The sequence below is a fragment of the Acinetobacter sp. YH01006 genome (genome assembly GCF_013420445.1).
GTDB lineage: Bacteria > Pseudomonadota > Gammaproteobacteria > Pseudomonadales > Moraxellaceae > Acinetobacter > Acinetobacter pseudolwoffii.
The window spans coordinates 1-15,327 of the sequence record NZ_VOYB01000016.1; the positions used below are offsets into that span (position 1 = coordinate 1).

11 protein-coding genes, 3 pseudogenes and 1 other annotated feature are annotated in these 15,327 nt (G+C 43.6%); of the genes and pseudogenes, 10 read left to right on the forward strand and 4 right to left on the reverse strand.

Annotated features, from left to right (window positions below):
- Both FTT73_RS12335 and acnA read right to left on the reverse strand, forming a co-directional pair.
- Positions 1 to 687, reverse strand: a pseudogene (locus FTT73_RS12335) (IS3 family transposase); the annotation flags it as partial.
- Positions 296 to 412, reverse strand: a sequence feature (AL1L pseudoknot). (Overlaps the previous pseudogene by 117 nt.)
- 100 nt (positions 688 to 787) lie before the next feature.
- A complete protein-coding gene (acnA, locus tag FTT73_RS12340) occupies positions 788 to 3,544 on the reverse strand; it encodes an aconitate hydratase AcnA (RefSeq protein ID WP_180191492.1) in 2,757 nt (918 codons plus the stop codon).
- A 354-nt stretch (positions 3,545 to 3,898) separates the two neighbouring features.
- Here acnA and FTT73_RS12345 point away from each other — a divergent pair, with 354 nt between their 5' ends.
- The gene (locus FTT73_RS12345; RefSeq protein WP_005173768.1) at positions 3,899 to 4,207 is read left to right on the forward strand and encodes a helix-turn-helix transcriptional regulator; all 309 of its coding nucleotides are present in this window, start codon (positions 3,899 to 3,901) and stop codon (positions 4,205 to 4,207) included.
- Positions 4,208 to 4,255: 48 nt separating this feature from the next.
- Here FTT73_RS12345 and FTT73_RS16505 read toward each other — a convergent pair.
- Positions 4,256 to 5,378 (reverse strand): annotated as a pseudogene (locus FTT73_RS16505) (hypothetical protein).
- A 336-nt stretch (positions 5,379 to 5,714) separates the two neighbouring features.
- Here FTT73_RS16505 and FTT73_RS16400 point away from each other — a divergent pair.
- Together FTT73_RS16400 and FTT73_RS12355 are read left to right on the forward strand one after the other, a co-directional pair.
- A pseudogene (locus FTT73_RS16400) lies at positions 5,715 to 5,852 on the forward strand (type II toxin-antitoxin system HipA family toxin); the annotation flags it as partial.
- 166 nt (positions 5,853 to 6,018) lie between these two features.
- Positions 6,019 to 6,255 carry a VF530 family DNA-binding protein gene (locus FTT73_RS12355; protein ID WP_005173763.1) on the forward strand — a complete coding sequence of 79 codons (237 nt, stop codon included), beginning with the start codon at positions 6,019 to 6,021 and terminating at the stop codon, positions 6,253 to 6,255.
- 269 nt (positions 6,256 to 6,524) lie between these two features.
- Here the strand turns inward: FTT73_RS12355 and FTT73_RS12360 are convergent, their stop codons facing one another.
- Entirely contained in the window at positions 6,525 to 8,225 is a 1,701-nt protein-coding gene (locus FTT73_RS12360) for an NAD-dependent malic enzyme (protein WP_180191493.1), read from the reverse strand.
- A gap of 366 nt (positions 8,226 to 8,591) precedes the next feature.
- Here FTT73_RS12360 and FTT73_RS12365 point away from each other — a divergent pair, with 366 nt between their 5' ends.
- The 7 genes from FTT73_RS12365 to FTT73_RS12395 all read left to right on the forward strand — a co-directional run bounded on the left by FTT73_RS12365 (position 8,592) and on the right by FTT73_RS12395 (position 15,311).
- Positions 8,592 to 9,554 carry an alpha/beta hydrolase gene (locus FTT73_RS12365; protein ID WP_159138732.1) on the forward strand — a complete coding sequence of 321 codons (963 nt, stop codon included), beginning with the start codon at positions 8,592 to 8,594 and terminating at the stop codon, positions 9,552 to 9,554.
- 347 nt (positions 9,555 to 9,901) lie between these two features.
- Positions 9,902 to 11,413 carry an aldehyde dehydrogenase family protein gene (locus FTT73_RS12370; protein ID WP_180050399.1) on the forward strand — a complete coding sequence of 504 codons (1,512 nt, stop codon included), beginning with the start codon at positions 9,902 to 9,904 and terminating at the stop codon, positions 11,411 to 11,413.
- 404 nt (positions 11,414 to 11,817) lie between these two features.
- Positions 11,818 to 12,933: a bifunctional 3,4-dihydroxy-2-butanone-4-phosphate synthase/GTP cyclohydrolase II gene (ribBA, locus tag FTT73_RS12375; protein ID WP_100329687.1), complete on the forward strand. Its 1,116-nt coding sequence runs from the start codon at positions 11,818 to 11,820 to the stop codon at positions 12,931 to 12,933.
- A gap of 18 nt (positions 12,934 to 12,951) precedes the next feature.
- Complete coding sequence (ribE, locus tag FTT73_RS12380; protein WP_004280926.1) at positions 12,952 to 13,422, forward strand: 6,7-dimethyl-8-ribityllumazine synthase; 471 nt, start codon at positions 12,952 to 12,954, stop codon at positions 13,420 to 13,422.
- A gap of 4 nt (positions 13,423 to 13,426) precedes the next feature.
- Positions 13,427 to 13,876, forward strand: coding sequence for a transcription antitermination factor NusB (nusB, locus tag FTT73_RS12385; RefSeq protein ID WP_004728813.1), 450 nt, complete (start codon positions 13,427 to 13,429; stop codon positions 13,874 to 13,876).
- A gap of 18 nt (positions 13,877 to 13,894) precedes the next feature.
- On the forward strand, positions 13,895 to 14,812 hold the full coding sequence (gene thiL / locus FTT73_RS12390; protein WP_074383718.1) for a thiamine-phosphate kinase: 918 nt from the start codon (positions 13,895 to 13,897) through the stop codon (positions 14,810 to 14,812).
- Positions 14,790 to 15,311 (forward strand): phosphatidylglycerophosphatase A, encoded by a 522-nt coding sequence (locus tag FTT73_RS12395; RefSeq protein ID WP_100357692.1) that lies wholly within the window; start codon positions 14,790 to 14,792, stop codon positions 15,309 to 15,311. Before thiL ends, FTT73_RS12395 begins: the two co-directional genes overlap by 23 nt.
- Positions 15,312 to 15,327 lie beyond the last annotated feature (16 nt).

The window sequence follows — 15,327 nt, forward strand, 5'->3', positions numbered from 1 at the left end:
TACGTTTCACTAAATCATCTGCCCGTTTTTGGTCATCTCGGTTACGGGTGGTTTGTTTATTCTTACCACGCCAAACACCTTGTATACCTAGCTTTTGCATCAATCGAGCAACTGTACAACGTGCAATCACATAGCCTTCACGTTTCAGTTGTTGCCAGACCTTACGCACACCGTATCGACCTGAACTTTCTTTCCAAATTCGCTTAATCTCCTCAGCATGCTGCAAGTCATGTAAATCTCGTTTCGCTCGATGTTCTGGATTTACTGTGAGATCTAAAGTCCGGTAATAGGTTGAAGCAGCGATCGGTAAAATCCTACAAATCGCCTCAACACCATATCGATCTTTATTGTTAAGGATAAAATCCACCATTATTTGTGTGGGCGGTCGAGCTCCGCCTGGGCGAAAAAAGCGGCTGCTTTACGTAGAATTTCATTGGCACGTTTTAATTCTTTAATTTCACGTTCCATTTGCTTCATTTTTTCTTGGTCAGATACCTGTTGTACTTTGGCGGGATTTTGTTGATCTAAGTATTTTTGATACCAAACACGTAGTGTTTCAGGAGTACAGCCAATTTTAGGAGCAATTGCGGAAACTGCTGCCCAATTCGATGGATAATCTTTTTCAGATTCAATTAGTAATTGAACCGCTCTTTCTCTAATTTCGGGGGTATAGTTTGGTTTTTTCATCGGAATAGTCTCTCAGAATATTGACTCTCCGACAAACCCGGTACGGTTCAATTCTTAACTGACCGGCATTGTGGTAGGTATCGGGCTTTCATAATTCAATTTAGGAAGCGAGCAAATTGCGCAAGACATAGTGCAAGATACCACCGGCCTTAAAGTATTCCACCTCATTCAAGGTATCAATACGACACAACACTTGAAAATGGCTACACGTACCATCGGTATGTTGCACATCTACTTTCAGCATTTGATGCGGATGAATATCATCAGACAAGCCTAAAATTGACAGTGTTTCATGGCCGGTCAGGTTCAAGATCTGCCGGTTCTGACCCTCTACAAACTGTAAAGGTAACACCCCCATGCCAACCAGATTGGAACGGTGAATCCGCTCAAAACTTTCAGCAATCACCGCTTTCACCCCCAACAGGTTGGTGCCTTTGGCCGCCCAGTCACGTGAAGAACCGGTACCATATTCTTTCCCAGCAATCATTACGAGTGGGGTTTGTTCTGCCTGATAGCGCATTGCCGCATCATAAATCGAGAGTTTTTCTGCACTTGGAATATGCAGGGTATTGCCACCCTCCTCGCCACCCAGCATTTCGTTTTTGATGCGGATATTGGCAAAGGTACCTCGCATCATCACTTCATGGTTGCCACGGCGGGAGCCATAAGAATTAAAGTCTTTTACATCAACCCCCTGTTGCTGCAAATATCGGCCGGCCGGACTATCTTTTTTGATATTACCCGCCGGGGAAATATGATCCGTCGTGACTGAATCGCCTAATATAGCCAAAATCCGTGCCTGTTTGATCGGCTGAATTGGTCGCACCGGCTGATCAATTTCTGCAAAAAAGGGAGGATGCTGGATATAGGTTGATTGTTCATCCCAAGCATAGGTTTGACTTTGTGGGATCTGGATTACTTTCCACTTGGCATCGCCTTCAAACACTTCCGCATATTCTTTATGGAACATCTCAGTATTCACGTTCTGTAGTGCGGCATCAATTTCCATTTGTGTCGGCCAGATATCTTTTAAATAAACTGCTTGGCCATCAAAACCTTCACCTATCGGCTCAGCAGTGAGATCAGTTCGAATATTCCCGACCAGACCATAGGCAACTACTAAGGGTGGCGAGGCGAGCCAGTTGGTTTTCACCAAAGGATGCACCCGTCCTTCAAAGTTACGGTTTCCGGAAAGCACTGAGGCTACATTCAAATCAAAACATTGCACAGCTTCTTCAATCACTTCAGGTAAAGGTCCCGAATTACCAATACAGGTAGTGCAACCATAACCCACCAGGTTATAACCCAGTTGATTCAAATAAGGCGTCAACCCTGCTGCATCAAGATAATCGCTGACCACTTTGGAACCTGGAGCCAGTGAACTTTTCACCCAAGGTTTTCGCTGTAAACCTTTTTCGATTGCTTTTTTGGCCAATAGGCCTGCTGCCAACATGACACTGGGATTCGAGGTATTGGTACAGGAGGTAATGGCTGAAATCACTACATCACCATGCTGCAACGGATATTTTTCACCATCAATCATACAAAAAGCATTTTCATGTGGCAGGTTGGCCTGTTTCGCTTCAACAGCCGTACCTCCCCCTCCTTCATTTTCCAGACGCTCTTTTTCTTCTTTGACCGGTTTCAAGGTCAGATCCATGAAGGCATGAAAGGTTTTTGGCACTTGCGACAATAGCACACGATCCTGCGGGCGTTTCGGGCCCGCCAGACTGGCTTCTACTGTCGACATATCTAAAGCCAGAGTGTCGGTAAAGACGGGTTCATCCCCCGGATTACGCCATAATCCTTGCAACTTGCTATAGGCCTCTACCAAGGCAATTCTTTCCGGCTGACGTCCGGTTAAACGTAAATAGGAAAGCGTTACCTCATCAACCGGGAAAAAGCCACAGGTAGCACCATATTCGGGTGCCATATTGGCAATAGTGGCACGGTCAGCCAAGGGTAAATCGGCCAGGCCATCGCCATAAAATTCGACAAATTTTCCAACTACGCCTTTTTGGCGCAGCATCTGGGTAATGGTCAGCACCAGATCAGTTGCTGTAATACCTTCTTTGAGTTTACCTATGAGCTTAAAGCCGATCACTTCCGGAATCAGCATGGAGATCGGTTGGCCCAGCATGGCCGCTTCCGCTTCGATGCCGCCTACTCCCCAACCTAACACGCCTAAGCCATTGATCATGGTGGTATGTGAATCGGTACCGACTAAGGTATCAGGAAAGGCAAAGCGCTGCCCATCGACCTCATTGCTCCAAACTACTTGTGCCAGATGTTCCAGATTAACCTGATGGCAAATCCCGGTTCCTGGCGGCACCACGCGAAACTGATTGAGCGCAGCCTGCCCCCAACGTAGAAATTGGTAGCGCTCGCCATTGCGTTGCATCTCAATGGCGACATTCTGCTCAAAAGCTTGCGGACTGGCAAAGTAATCGACCATCACCGAGTGATCGATGACCAAATCCACCGGTGACAACGGATTAATTTTTTCCGGATCACCGCCGGCTTTGGCCACCGCTGCACGCATCGCGGCAAGATCAACCACTGCGGGAACACCGGTAAAATCCTGCATCAGCACCCGTGCCGGACGATACTGGATTTCCTGTTCTGAGGTTTGGTTGTTTAACCACCCTGCCAGCGCATGAATATGCTCGGTTTTCACCGTGAGCTGATCTTCAAAACGCAGTAAATTTTCCAGCAAGACTTTTAAAGATTTTGGCAGCCGGGACAGGTCGCCCAACTGCACTTGCAATTTGGACAGGTTGAAAATCTGATAGTGTTCTGAACCGACGGTCAATGTTTCTAAGGTATTAAAACTATTGATATCACTATACTTGGCCATCTAGTTTACCTCCGGCTTGAGATGTTATTTTTATGATCACAGTCCACCACTTCTTTACTTACTGTATGCCAACTGCGCGGCGGGTTTGTTATTATTTATTATCGGATTGTGCTAGGCAGTTAAATGCAGGGCTGCCAGGAATTTTTGCCAGAGAGTTGTCGACAGTTCAGATCCGGCATCGATAATCTTTCTGCCAATTCCGTAAGGAGATAAGTTAAATTGAACCGCGTATTTTCAGAGTGATTTCAGATCACTACGTAGCTAGGGCTGTTTTACAGATCGAAATGATAAATTGCTTTAAAAAAGAAACTAATATATTTCTTATAGAACCTAAAAGAAATAAATGTGTCTACAATAAATGAATCTTTACTTCAGCAAATCAAAAAAAGACGAACCCTATTGGGCTTAAAGCAAGTTAATATGCAATCCCGTACAGGCATTTCAAGACAGCAGTACCAAAAACTGGAAAGTCAGGGCAATCCACGATTAGAGACCTTAGAAATTATCGCGGCAGGATTAAATGCTCAACTGATGCTCATTCCAGATGATAAAGTTCATTTAATCAGACAATTATTGAATGATGAAATTAAAATCACGATCGAAGATCAGGATGACTTAATGACCAACCCATGGAAGGGTCTTCTCGGAGATGAGGAATCATGAATCCTCTTAACGAGGTATTTTACCGGGTACTGACCATTATTAAAAAATTTATGCTTCATCCATAATCCATTCTTTAAAAAGAGCATCCTCGATTTCATAAGTACCATTTTCTGGTTTAAAAATAATTTGTTTTTTTGATAAAGAACGTAGGGCAGATTGAATACTTGATACTGCAATGCTGTCTACACCGATGGAGTCAGCAAGATGCTGTCTAAATTGAATACTATAAAGTTCAACTTGTGATTCAGCTATGGCTTTTAAGAGCAGCTGTTCTAATAACTTAAACTCTCCCCATAATCCTGAAAAGTCACGGTGCCCCATTGTATCGGCTATAAGCTGTTCCTTTGCAAAATCTATAGCCAGCATTGGGTTTAATGCTAAACGCTCAACCAATGACCTCACCAGTTGAGGACTTTGCTTCATATCTAAAAAAGCACACCATAAAATTTCTTTATCCAAACTACGTCCTGTTGTTTGATTAAATACATCTGCCAGATGATCTGTAAATGCTTTTGTTAGATTTGGAAAAGGTAAATTCTGCCCATAATGAAAAAATGGAGCACTACTCACAGAAAACATTTGTCTCAAGCCCTCTCGACTTGAACCAGTAAAAATTACCTTTATCGTTTCTTTATGCATATCTAAAGCAGTACGCAAACTGGCAATAGTTGTTTTATATTTTGAACTAGCTAAAGCCTGAATCTCATCAAGTAGCAATAAAAAAAGCCTGAATCTCATCAAGTAGCAATAAAATAGGTTTACCCTGCTGAGCCAGTTTTGTAATACTAGATAAAATACTGGAATTCACTTGCCCTTGTGCAAGAGTCACTTCGGCTTTTACACCTGCCACCTCTGTACTTAAAGAGCCAATATTTTTAATCCAATGATTGGCTTTACCAATCAAGCCATTTTGCTGTGAAAACTCATCAAGAGCTTTTACAAACTGTCCTTCACTATGCAGGCCTGCATCTAAAAAACTGAAATAAAAAACGCGCCATCCAAGCTGTTCTGCTAAGGGCGTAATATCTTTTCGTAAAAATTCAGTTTTTCCCATCCGGCGTGGGGCAAAAAAAGTCAGAGAACTAGCTAGTCCAGTCTCAAACATGCCTAAAATTTGTTTAGCTAGTTCTGTACGTGGAAAATGCCAAGGATCATTGGAGATGCTACTCATTTTAATTACTCAACAATGATTCTTTATTGCTATAGATTGTATTAGATTGTAAATGTCTAATTAGACTTCTTTAATCTAATAGGATCTAATCACCCAATAAAGCACCTTTTCACCGATCAACCGACACATTTTATAACTCCATTATTTTGTGGCTTAATAGCCATATCTGAACATAAGACCCAATATTATGGATTTAAGATTCAGAAAGACCTGAAGAAGTTGTTGCGTTTTATGTGAGAGGCTTCGTAAAGAACGACTTTATCTGGAAATAAATCCACGCTCAAAAAACTTAATGCTTACTATAATTGATGGGGTGAATATTGGCTTTGGGGTACACTGGTCTCCTCAACAGCAATCACAGGTCGACCATTAATTGCCTTTGAATACAGTGCTGAAGCGATCCGTAAAGGTTTAGAACTCTCCTCGTACCTACCCCCATTAAAAGGTGACCCATTAAGAAAAAACTTTCCTACATAGCACATGGGATTACCAAGTCATATATATGATGCCTCATCCGATTGCTAGGCGTGCTCCAGAATTTTGGTGGCTATTCAGTCCATCATTACCTACATTCAAACGCTCTAGTTTTCCAATTAGCTCAGGTTATAATAATGGCCACCCAAAATACGATTGATCTATTATGAACACCCCCAATGACCCTTTACACGGCAAAAAACTTGCTGACATTTTGGATGAATTATTGGATTACTACGGTGGCTTTGAAGGTTTAAGTCGTAAAATTGAAATTAGATGTTTTTGCATAGACCCAAGTGTTAAATCATCATTACGATTCTTGCGTACCACACCATGGGCACGTGAAAAAGTAGAAAGCTTATATTTGTACGTCTTACGCCAAAAGGCAAAACAGAAACCGTAGACCCAGGCCCCTCTCTCATCATCAAATTATACCAGTCAGTAAAATATTTTACATTAAATCATATATTTAAAATTAATATCATTTAATAAAATAAATCTCAGCGACTTTATCGAGATTGGAATCAGAGAGCTCGAGTCTCCTTTCCCGCTCCAGATTCAAAAAAGCCCTGATCGAAAGATCGGGGCTTTTTTTATGCATTGTCTATTTTAACCAATAAACGCTGACCAGCCCAAAACGAGTGCTAAGTCAGAGTTTGTCTTCATTTAAAATTAGAAAGTGACCCGCTGATAATCACGATATTGCGGTGTCCAGAAATTATGCTCAATCGCTAACTGCAAGTCCTCAATACTTACTTTAGGCGCCACCCCATCCTCAATGGCTGCAAGGGCGACTTTCAACGCAATCTGCTTTGAAATAGACTGCAAATGATCGAGACTTGGCAATAAATCCGCTTGTGGGTCTTGCAACTTAGGCGAACAATCCGCCAAAGCATTACTAGAAGCCATCAGCATATTATCTGTAACACGCTTCGCACCCGAAGCAATCACCCCCAACCCAATTCCGGGGAAAATATAAGAATTATTGCACTGTGAAATATGATGAATTTTTTCCTGATAATTCACCGGTGCAAAGGGGCTACCTGTGGCAATCAGCGCTCTACCCTTGGTCCATTGCAAAATATCTGCCGGTACTGCTTCTACCTGTGAAGTCGGATTGGATAAAGGGAAAATAATTGGCTGCACGCTATTCTCAGCCATAGCTTCAACCACTTCCTGTGTGAATAATCCCGGTTGCCCCGAAACCCCAATCAGTACTGTTGGCTTAGCATGCTTCACGACATCTGTTAATGAAATCATGGCTTCAGCATCTGCCCAGCTTTCTACATGTTCAGCAGGCTGCGCCAATTTACGCTGAAAATTTAGTAAATTCGGCTGATTTTCAGTGATCAGACCAAAGCGGTCGACCATAAAGATTCGTGCACGTGCTTCGCTATCGCTCAAGCCTTCCGCAATCATTTGTTTAATGATCTGTTCCGCAATCCCGCAACCAGCTGAACCAGCCCCCAGAAATGCCACCACCTGATCTTTCAACTGCTTACCTGCTGCACGTGAAGCGGCAATTAAACTTCCGACCGAAACCGCAGCGGTTCCCTGAATATCATCATTAAAACAGCAAATGCGATCACGGTATTTTTCCAGCAAATGCATGGCATTTTTCTGCGCAAAGTCTTCAAACTGAATCAATGCATCCGGCCAGCGCTGCTGAATGGCCTGAATTACCATTTCGACAAAAGCATAGTATTCATCGCCGCTGATCCGCGGTTCACGCCAACCCATATAAATCGGATCATTCAGCAATTGCTGATTATTGGTGCCGACATCGAGAGTGATCGGCAAGGTATACGCCGGGCTGATTCCCCCACAGGCAGTATAGAGCGCCAATTTACCAATCGGAATCCCCATTCCGCCAATCCCCTGATCGCCTAAACCCAAAATGCGTTCGCCATCGGTAATCACAATCACTTTCACGTTCTTTTTATTAATATTGTGAATAATCTGATCGATCTGATCGCGATCAGGATAGGAAATAAAGATCCCGCGATGACGGCGATAAATATCAGAAAAGCGCTGACATGCCTCCCCCACAGTGGGGGTATAAATAATCGGCATCATCTCGCTAAGGTGATTTTCAATCAGGTGATAAAACAGGGTTTCATTGGTATCCTGGATATTACGCAAATAAATATGCTTGTTGATATCACTATTAAAAGCACAATATTGCTGATAAGAGCGCTGACTCTGTTCCTCGATGGTCTCGGTCACATGAGGAATTAAACCATGCAAATTAAAGCTTCTACGCTCTTCTTCAGTAAATGCAGAACCTTTATTGAGTAACGGGAGTTCTAATAAGGTATTTCCGGCATAAGGAATATATAAAGGGCGTTTACTGTTCAAATTTTCTCTGGGCATTATTTAACTCTTCTAATCAATCCTCGGCACTTCGCCGAAAACAATGACATCACTATCGTTATTTTATATAGCCTATCCTGATTTTAGCCTTTTGGGGTATTTAGTAAATTGATAATACTTTTAGCAGGATTTTATAATCTGATAACGTAGCGTGATAGGAGAGATTTTGGTTAATTTTGTAATAAATTTCTTTTATCCATCAAAAATGCTTGTTCTATTTTAAAATCTCACTGATTTAAAATGGGTTATGGCCTATTTAAATAGTGTTGATCTTTTTCATACTGCTAAGGCAGAAGATTGATTTGACAAAAAGTCAAAGCTCATCAAGGATAAAGGATAAATTCAATAATATAAATGAGTATAAAAATGAGTGAATTCCAGCCCCTTTATCAAGCTGATATTTTAGGCATCGGCTATGAGCAAGCCACCTTGAGCTTTCCAGATGACTATGAGGGCAAAGTTGTAGCAACCCTGATACGTAAAAAAGCAGCGCAGCCTACTCCTAAAGCAGTTTTGTATATTCACGGATTTATTGATTATTTCTTCCAGACTGAAATGGCGGAACGCTTTAATCAGCAAGGTTTTGATTTTTATGCGCTGGATTTAAGAAAATATGGCCGTTCGATTCTGCCGCATCAGAACTATTATAATGTGCATGAGCTGTCTGAATATGATGCAGAAATTAGCCAGGCACTGGATATTATCGCAAGCGAGGGCCATGATGCTGCCCTGCTCTGTGGTCATTCTACCGGCGGCCTCATCACCACATTGTTCGCGGCACATCACCCTAATCATCGGTTAATCAAAGCACTCTGGGTCAACAGTCCATTTTATAACTTTAATATGAATCCGATAAAACGTGCGCTCGGCATCCCGCAGTTAAGCAAACTGGCGAAAATTTTTCCCGACCTTAGATTTCCGAGTGAGTTAAATAAATGGTATGCCACCAGTCTGCACAAGGATTTAAAAGGGGAATGGGACTTCAGTCTGGACTGGAAAAAGACCCGCTACCCAAGGGTACGGATCAGTTTTATTCGTGCCATCTATGAAGCACAAAAAGAAATTCATCGCGGCATCGAACTCGATATTCCGGTTCTGGTCATGCATTCGCATCAGACTTTATATCCAAAAAAATGGGGCAAGGCAGCGCAAACTAGTGATGTGATTTTGGGAGTTAAAGACATTCAGAAATATGCCAAAAAAATTAAAGCTGATGTCACGGTTCAAAGCATTCAGAATGGTTTACACGATCTGGTGCTTTCAGACAAATCTGTACGTGAACAGGTTTATCAGCAGCTGTTTCAATGGCTCAACAGCAAAGGACTATAATGCCGGCAAACAGGAAAGATGATTTTAGGCTCCTGTTTTCTGTTAAGTGTTTTGATTGAATAAAATGGCCCTCTTGAATGTAATCCGCAACCATCAGAAATACATGAATCCTTCGATTTTTTAAGCGCCAGTTAAATGCTTATTTCTTAGGATAAGCTTCGATTAAATATAAAATTTAATTCCTATACTTCATATTCCAAATGTTGTCTTTTGTAGCAAGCGTGTAATCAAAGCACCACCTGTCTTTTTCCCTCTTTATAGTAGAGCTGACTGCTGAAACTGTAGCATTTTCAATTGAGAAAATAGGGTCAGCATGTACCAATAACAATCATATAAAGGAATAGATTATGCGTTATGCAGACCCCAATACTGACGGTGCAAAAATTCAATTTAAAGCCCAATACGACAACTTCATTGGCGGCGAATGGGTCGCTCCAGTCAAAGGCGAATACTTTGACAATATCTCTCCGGTAGATGGCAAAGTCTTTACCAAAGTGCCGCGCTCTTCTGTAGAAGACATCGAATTGGCCCTGGATGCAGCGCACAAGGCCAAAGCACAGTGGAATAAGTCCTCGCCCACCACCCGTTCCAATATCCTGCTAAAAATTGCAGATCGTCTGGAACAAAATCTGGAACTGCTGGCGGTGGCAGAAACCTGGGACAACGGCAAGCCGATCCGTGAAACCTTAGCGGCCGATATTCCGCTATGTATTGATCATTTCCGTTATTTTGCCGGCTGTATCCGCGCTCAGGAAGGCGGCATTTCCGAGATTGATGAAGATACCATTGCCTACCATTTCCATGAACCGTTGGGTGTGGTGGGTCAAATCATTCCGTGGAACTTCCCGATCCTGATGGCGGCCTGGAAACTCGCACCTGCCTTGGCAGCAGGCAACTGTATCGTGCTGAAACCTGCGGAACAGACCCCGGTCAGCATTTTAGTTTTAGCTGAACTGATTCAGGATATTTTGCCGCCGGGTGTACTGAATATTGTCAATGGTTATGGTATCGAAGTCGGTCGTCCACTCGCGACCAATCCGCGCATTGCCAAGATTGCCTTTACCGGTTCAACCGCAGTCGGTCAGCAAATCATGCAATACGCCACCGAGAATATTATTCCGGTAACACTGGAACTTGGCGGAAAGTCACCGAATCTGTTCTTTGCCGACATTATGGATCAGGAAGACGATTATCTGGACAAGGCACTGGAAGGCTTTGCCATGTTTGCCCTGAATCAGGGTGAAATCTGTACCTGTCCTTCTCGTGCCTTGGTGCAGGAAAGTATTGCCGATGAGTTTCTGGCGCGTGCGGTAGAACGGGTGCAACGCATTAAAACCGGTCATCCGCTCGACACCGACACCATGATTGGTGCGCAAGCCTCACAGGAACAGCAGGACAAGATTCTGGGCTGTATTGCCACTGGCCGTGAAGAAGGTGCGCAGATTCTGACCGGCGGTGAAGCACGTCAGGAAGTGGGACAAGGTTTTTATATTGAACCGACCATTTTCAAAGGCACCAATGACATGAAAACCTTTCAGGATGAAATCTTCGGGCCGGTGCTGGCGGTGGCGACATTTAAGGACTTTGATGATGCCATTAAAATCGCCAATGACACCATTTATGGTTTAGGAGCAGGTGTGTGGTCACGTTCAGCACACACCTCTTACCGTGCAGGACGCGCGATTCAAGCGGGTCGGGTCTGGACCAACTGTTATCATATTTATCCTGCACATGCGGCTTTCGGTGGCTATAAAAAATCAGGGATTGGCCGTGAGAATCACAGAATGATGCTGGATCATTATCAACAGACCAAAAACCTGCTGGTAAGTTATTCAACCAAACCGGCTGGTTTCTTCTAAGTATGAATTTTCTCAAAAGCGAACTGCGGTTCGCTTTTTTGTTTTATTCAAGTTTTTTAATATCTGGTAAATTTTTCTGCTCTTGATCGTTGACCAGCAAAATAAAAGTCTGAAAATCACAAAAACAGGAATAAAACTGTATAAAAAACAAATGAATACTTTAACTTAGAAGGACTTCGCCTAAGGTTTTCATTTTTTATGCATTTTAATTGTTCAAAAAACCTGCATAAAGCCCTGGCTTTCATTTAAAGTCGGCTTTTCATGATTCCCAAGACTGTGTATAACATTGAACCACTATAGGGAAACTAATAAGCATAGGCAAAATTGCTTAAAAAGCGTTAGACTATGTACCCAATAATGTCATGATTCGGTCTGATCAAGATCAAAAAAGAAGGTGAAGGTTGATGCCGCTCAATACTGTTGAAGAGCTTGTAGCAGATATCCGTGCAGGAAAAATGGTCATCCTGATGGATGATGAAGATCGTGAAAATGAAGGCGACTTAGTGATTGCTGCCACGCACGTACGTCCTGAAGACATCAACTTCATGATCACCCATGCACGTGGTCTGGTCTGCCTGACTTTAAGCAAAGAGCGTTGCCAGCAGTTGAATCTGCCTTTGATGGTCGATGCAAACGGTGCCCAGCATGGAACCAATTTTACCCTGTCAATTGAAGCAGCCAAAGGTATTTCTACCGGGATCTCACCGGCTGAACGTGCGCACACGATTCAAACTGCGGTGGCTGCTCATGCCAAACCGGCAGATATTGTACAGCCAGGACACATCTTCCCGCTGATGGCGCAGCCGGGTGGCGTATTGCACCGTGCCGGGCATACCGAGGCAGGTTGTGATCTTTCTCGTTTAGCAGGACTGGAACCGGCTTCGGTGATTTGTGAAATCATCAATGAAGATGGCACGATGGCGCGCCGTCCGGATCTTGAAGTTTTTGCTGAAAAGCATGGTTTGAAAATTGGCACCATTGCCGACCTGATTCATTACCGCATGACCAATGAGCAAACTGTTGAGCGTCTCGATCATCAAAAACTCGACACTGAATACGGCACATTTGATTTATATCGTTATCGTGAACTGGGCAACCCGGATATTCATTTGGCCCTGGTCAAAGGCGAGCCTAAACAAGGCGTGACCACCGTTCGTGTACATGGTTTTAATCCGACCCGTGATTTGCTCAAACTGAAAAAACAGGACGGCGAACCGGCCTGGAATTTAGACCGTGCACTAAAAGAAATTTCCAATAGTGATCGTGGTGTACTGGTCTGGATTGGGCAACGTCATTTACAGGATTTGGGTCCGGCTTTAGATACCTTAAATGCACCAAAAAATGTAAAATCAAATTCTGCACTGTCTCAGCAGTATCAGACCATTGGTGTCGGTGCACAAATTTTGCGTGATCTAGGCGTTGAAAAAATGAAGCTGCTCAGCTCTCCATTGCGCTTCAATGCACTATCAGGCTTTAACTTAGAAGTGGTGGAATACATCACCGCACAACAAACATCTTAAGAAATCATCGAGGTTGCTATGGCAGTTCGCCGTATTGAAGGTATGTTACATCTCGCGAACGAAGACCGTTATGCGATTTTAGTTGGTCGTTTTAACAGCTTTGTGGTTGAACATCTGTTAGAAGGTGCCATTGATACATTGAAACGTCATGGTGTATCAGAGGATAATATCACTGTTGTTCATGCCCCTGGTGCCTGGGAACTTCCTGTAGTTGCGAAAAAACTGGCAGCTTCAGATCGTTTCGATGCCATCATCGCGCTTGGCGCCGTGATTCGTGGTAGCACGCCTCACTTCGATTTCGTTGCAGGCGAATGTGCCAAAGGTTTAGGCGTGGTTGGCCTGGACACTGGCTTACCTGTCATTAACGGTGTACTCACTACGGACAGTATTGAACAAGCGATTGAACGCTCTGGAACAAAAGCAGGCAATAAAGGTAGCGAAGCTGCCCTGACTGCGATTGAAATGGTTAACTTGTTAAAGGCTATTTAACGCTATGTCGCAAACACTTCAAGCAACTTATGCAGCAAAACGTAAAGCACGTCGCTTTGCTGTACAAGGAATTTATGAATGGCAAATGAGCCACAATCCGGTGCATGAGATTGAAGCACGTACGCGTGTGGAAAATGCCATGCATAAAGTGGATCTGAGCTATTATCATGAATTGTTGACTCAAGTGGTTGCCAATCATGAAGCATTGGATGCGCTCTTAATTCCGGTACTCGATCGTGAACTTTCAGCACTGGATGGTGTTGAACTTGCGACCCTTCGTCTTGGTGCATATGAACTCAAAGAACATCTTGAGATTCCATATCGTGTGGTTCTAGACGAAGCGATCGAGTTGGCTAAACATTTTGGCGGTGCCGACAGCCACAAATACATCAACGGTGTATTGGATCGTTTAGCGACAACTTTACGTGCAGCAGAAAAGCAACAAGCCAACTAATTAAAGTCGAATTGTTGTATGGCTGAATTTTCGATTATCGACACCTATTTCAATCGCAAGAATACCCATTCTGTCGATTTAGGCGTCGGTGACGATTCAGCCTTGCTCACCCCTCCGCCTCAGCAACAACTGGTCATCTGTGCCGATACACTGGTTGCTGGACGACACTTTCCTCTCGATACAAATCCGCATGCCATTGGCTGGAAATCGGTTGCTGTTAATCTTTCCGATATTGCCGCGATGGGTGCAAAACCGCATAGTATTCTTCTGGCATTGAGCCTACCCCAAATTGATCATGACTGGCTCAAAGCCTTTAGTCAGGGTTTGTATGATTGCTGCGATCAATTTGGCGTGAGTTTAATCGGGGGTGATACCACCCAAAGTCCGCATCTCACTTTATCTGTGACAGCCTTAGGCTGGGTCGATATCGGCCAAGCGGTGCCACGCTCAGGTGCAAAACCAGGTGATCTGATCTGCGTCAGTGGAACTGTCGGCGATGCTGCTTTTGCCTTAAATCATTTAGGTCATCCGCTACAGAAACGTCTGGACTATCCGACGCCACGCTGTCAGCTCGGTGCCGCCTTAAAAGGTCTGGCGCATAGCATGATTGATGTCTCGGATGGTTTAGCCCAAGATCTTGGACATATTCTCAAAGCCTCGCAAGTCGGTGCCAAGCTACAACTGGAACACTTACCGATCAATCCTGCCCTGCAGGCCTTAAGTGAAGCACAAAAATGGCAATATGCACTGGCCGGTGGCGACGATTATGAATTATGTTTTACAATAAGCCCGCAAAATTACGAAAAATTATTGCAAAAACAACTTGATGTTTCGATTAGTATAGTCGGCACAATTCAGCAGCAGCACGGCTTAACTTTTGAAAAAGATGGCGTAGATCATTTGCTTCAATTTAATGGGTATCAACATTTTGCATAAACCTGCGATCAATTTTAAAGCCATGTCATGGACCGACCGACTGATTGTATTTAGTGGCGTTGGCTTCGGCTCAGGACTGGTGCCTAAAGCACCGGGGACCTTTGGTTCGGCTTTTGCACTGTTATTTATCCCGATTTGGCTGCATCTTGATTTTTTAAACAGTCTTTTTGCCATTGCCATCATGTCCCTGATTGGCATATATATCTGCGGGCATACTGCCAAGGTCATGGGCGTTCATGATGATGGCCGCATTGTCTGGGATGAATTCGCCGGACAATCCATCACATTTTTACCCCTGATCTATCTCGGCCAGATGAACTTTCTCTGGCTGCTGGTCGGTTTTGCGCTATTCAGATTATTTGATATCTGGAAACCGTGGCCGATTCGGGTCATTGACCGTCAGGTCGACGGCGGTTTTGGCATCATGCTGGATGACATCATTGCTGGCCTGTGGGCGGCTCTTTGTATTTTGATTTATTTTTACTTCACCGTGGCATAAGCCATATTTAGGATTA

Coding starts and splice junctions, on each gene's coding strand:
- FTT73_RS12370 (WP_180050399.1), top strand. CDS start 9,902: ATGCGTTATGCAGACCCCAATACTGACGGTGCAAAAATTCAATTTAAA.
- FTT73_RS12395 (WP_100357692.1), top strand. CDS start 14,790: ATGGGTATCAACATTTTGCATAAACCTGCGATCAATTTTAAAGCCATG.
- FTT73_RS12365 (WP_159138732.1), top strand. CDS start 8,592: ATGAGTGAATTCCAGCCCCTTTATCAAGCTGATATTTTAGGCATCGGC.
- ribBA (WP_100329687.1), top strand. CDS start 11,818: ATGCCGCTCAATACTGTTGAAGAGCTTGTAGCAGATATCCGTGCAGGA.
- FTT73_RS12360 (WP_180191493.1), bottom strand. CDS start 8,225: ATGCCCAGAGAAAATTTGAACAGTAAACGCCCTTTATATATTCCTTAT.
- acnA (WP_180191492.1), bottom strand. CDS start 3,544: ATGGCCAAGTATAGTGATATCAATAGTTTTAATACCTTAGAAACATTG.
- ribE (WP_004280926.1), top strand. CDS start 12,952: ATGGCAGTTCGCCGTATTGAAGGTATGTTACATCTCGCGAACGAAGAC.
- thiL (WP_074383718.1), top strand. CDS start 13,895: ATGGCTGAATTTTCGATTATCGACACCTATTTCAATCGCAAGAATACC.
- FTT73_RS12355 (WP_005173763.1), top strand. CDS start 6,019: ATGAACACCCCCAATGACCCTTTACACGGCAAAAAACTTGCTGACATT.
- nusB (WP_004728813.1), top strand. CDS start 13,427: ATGTCGCAAACACTTCAAGCAACTTATGCAGCAAAACGTAAAGCACGT.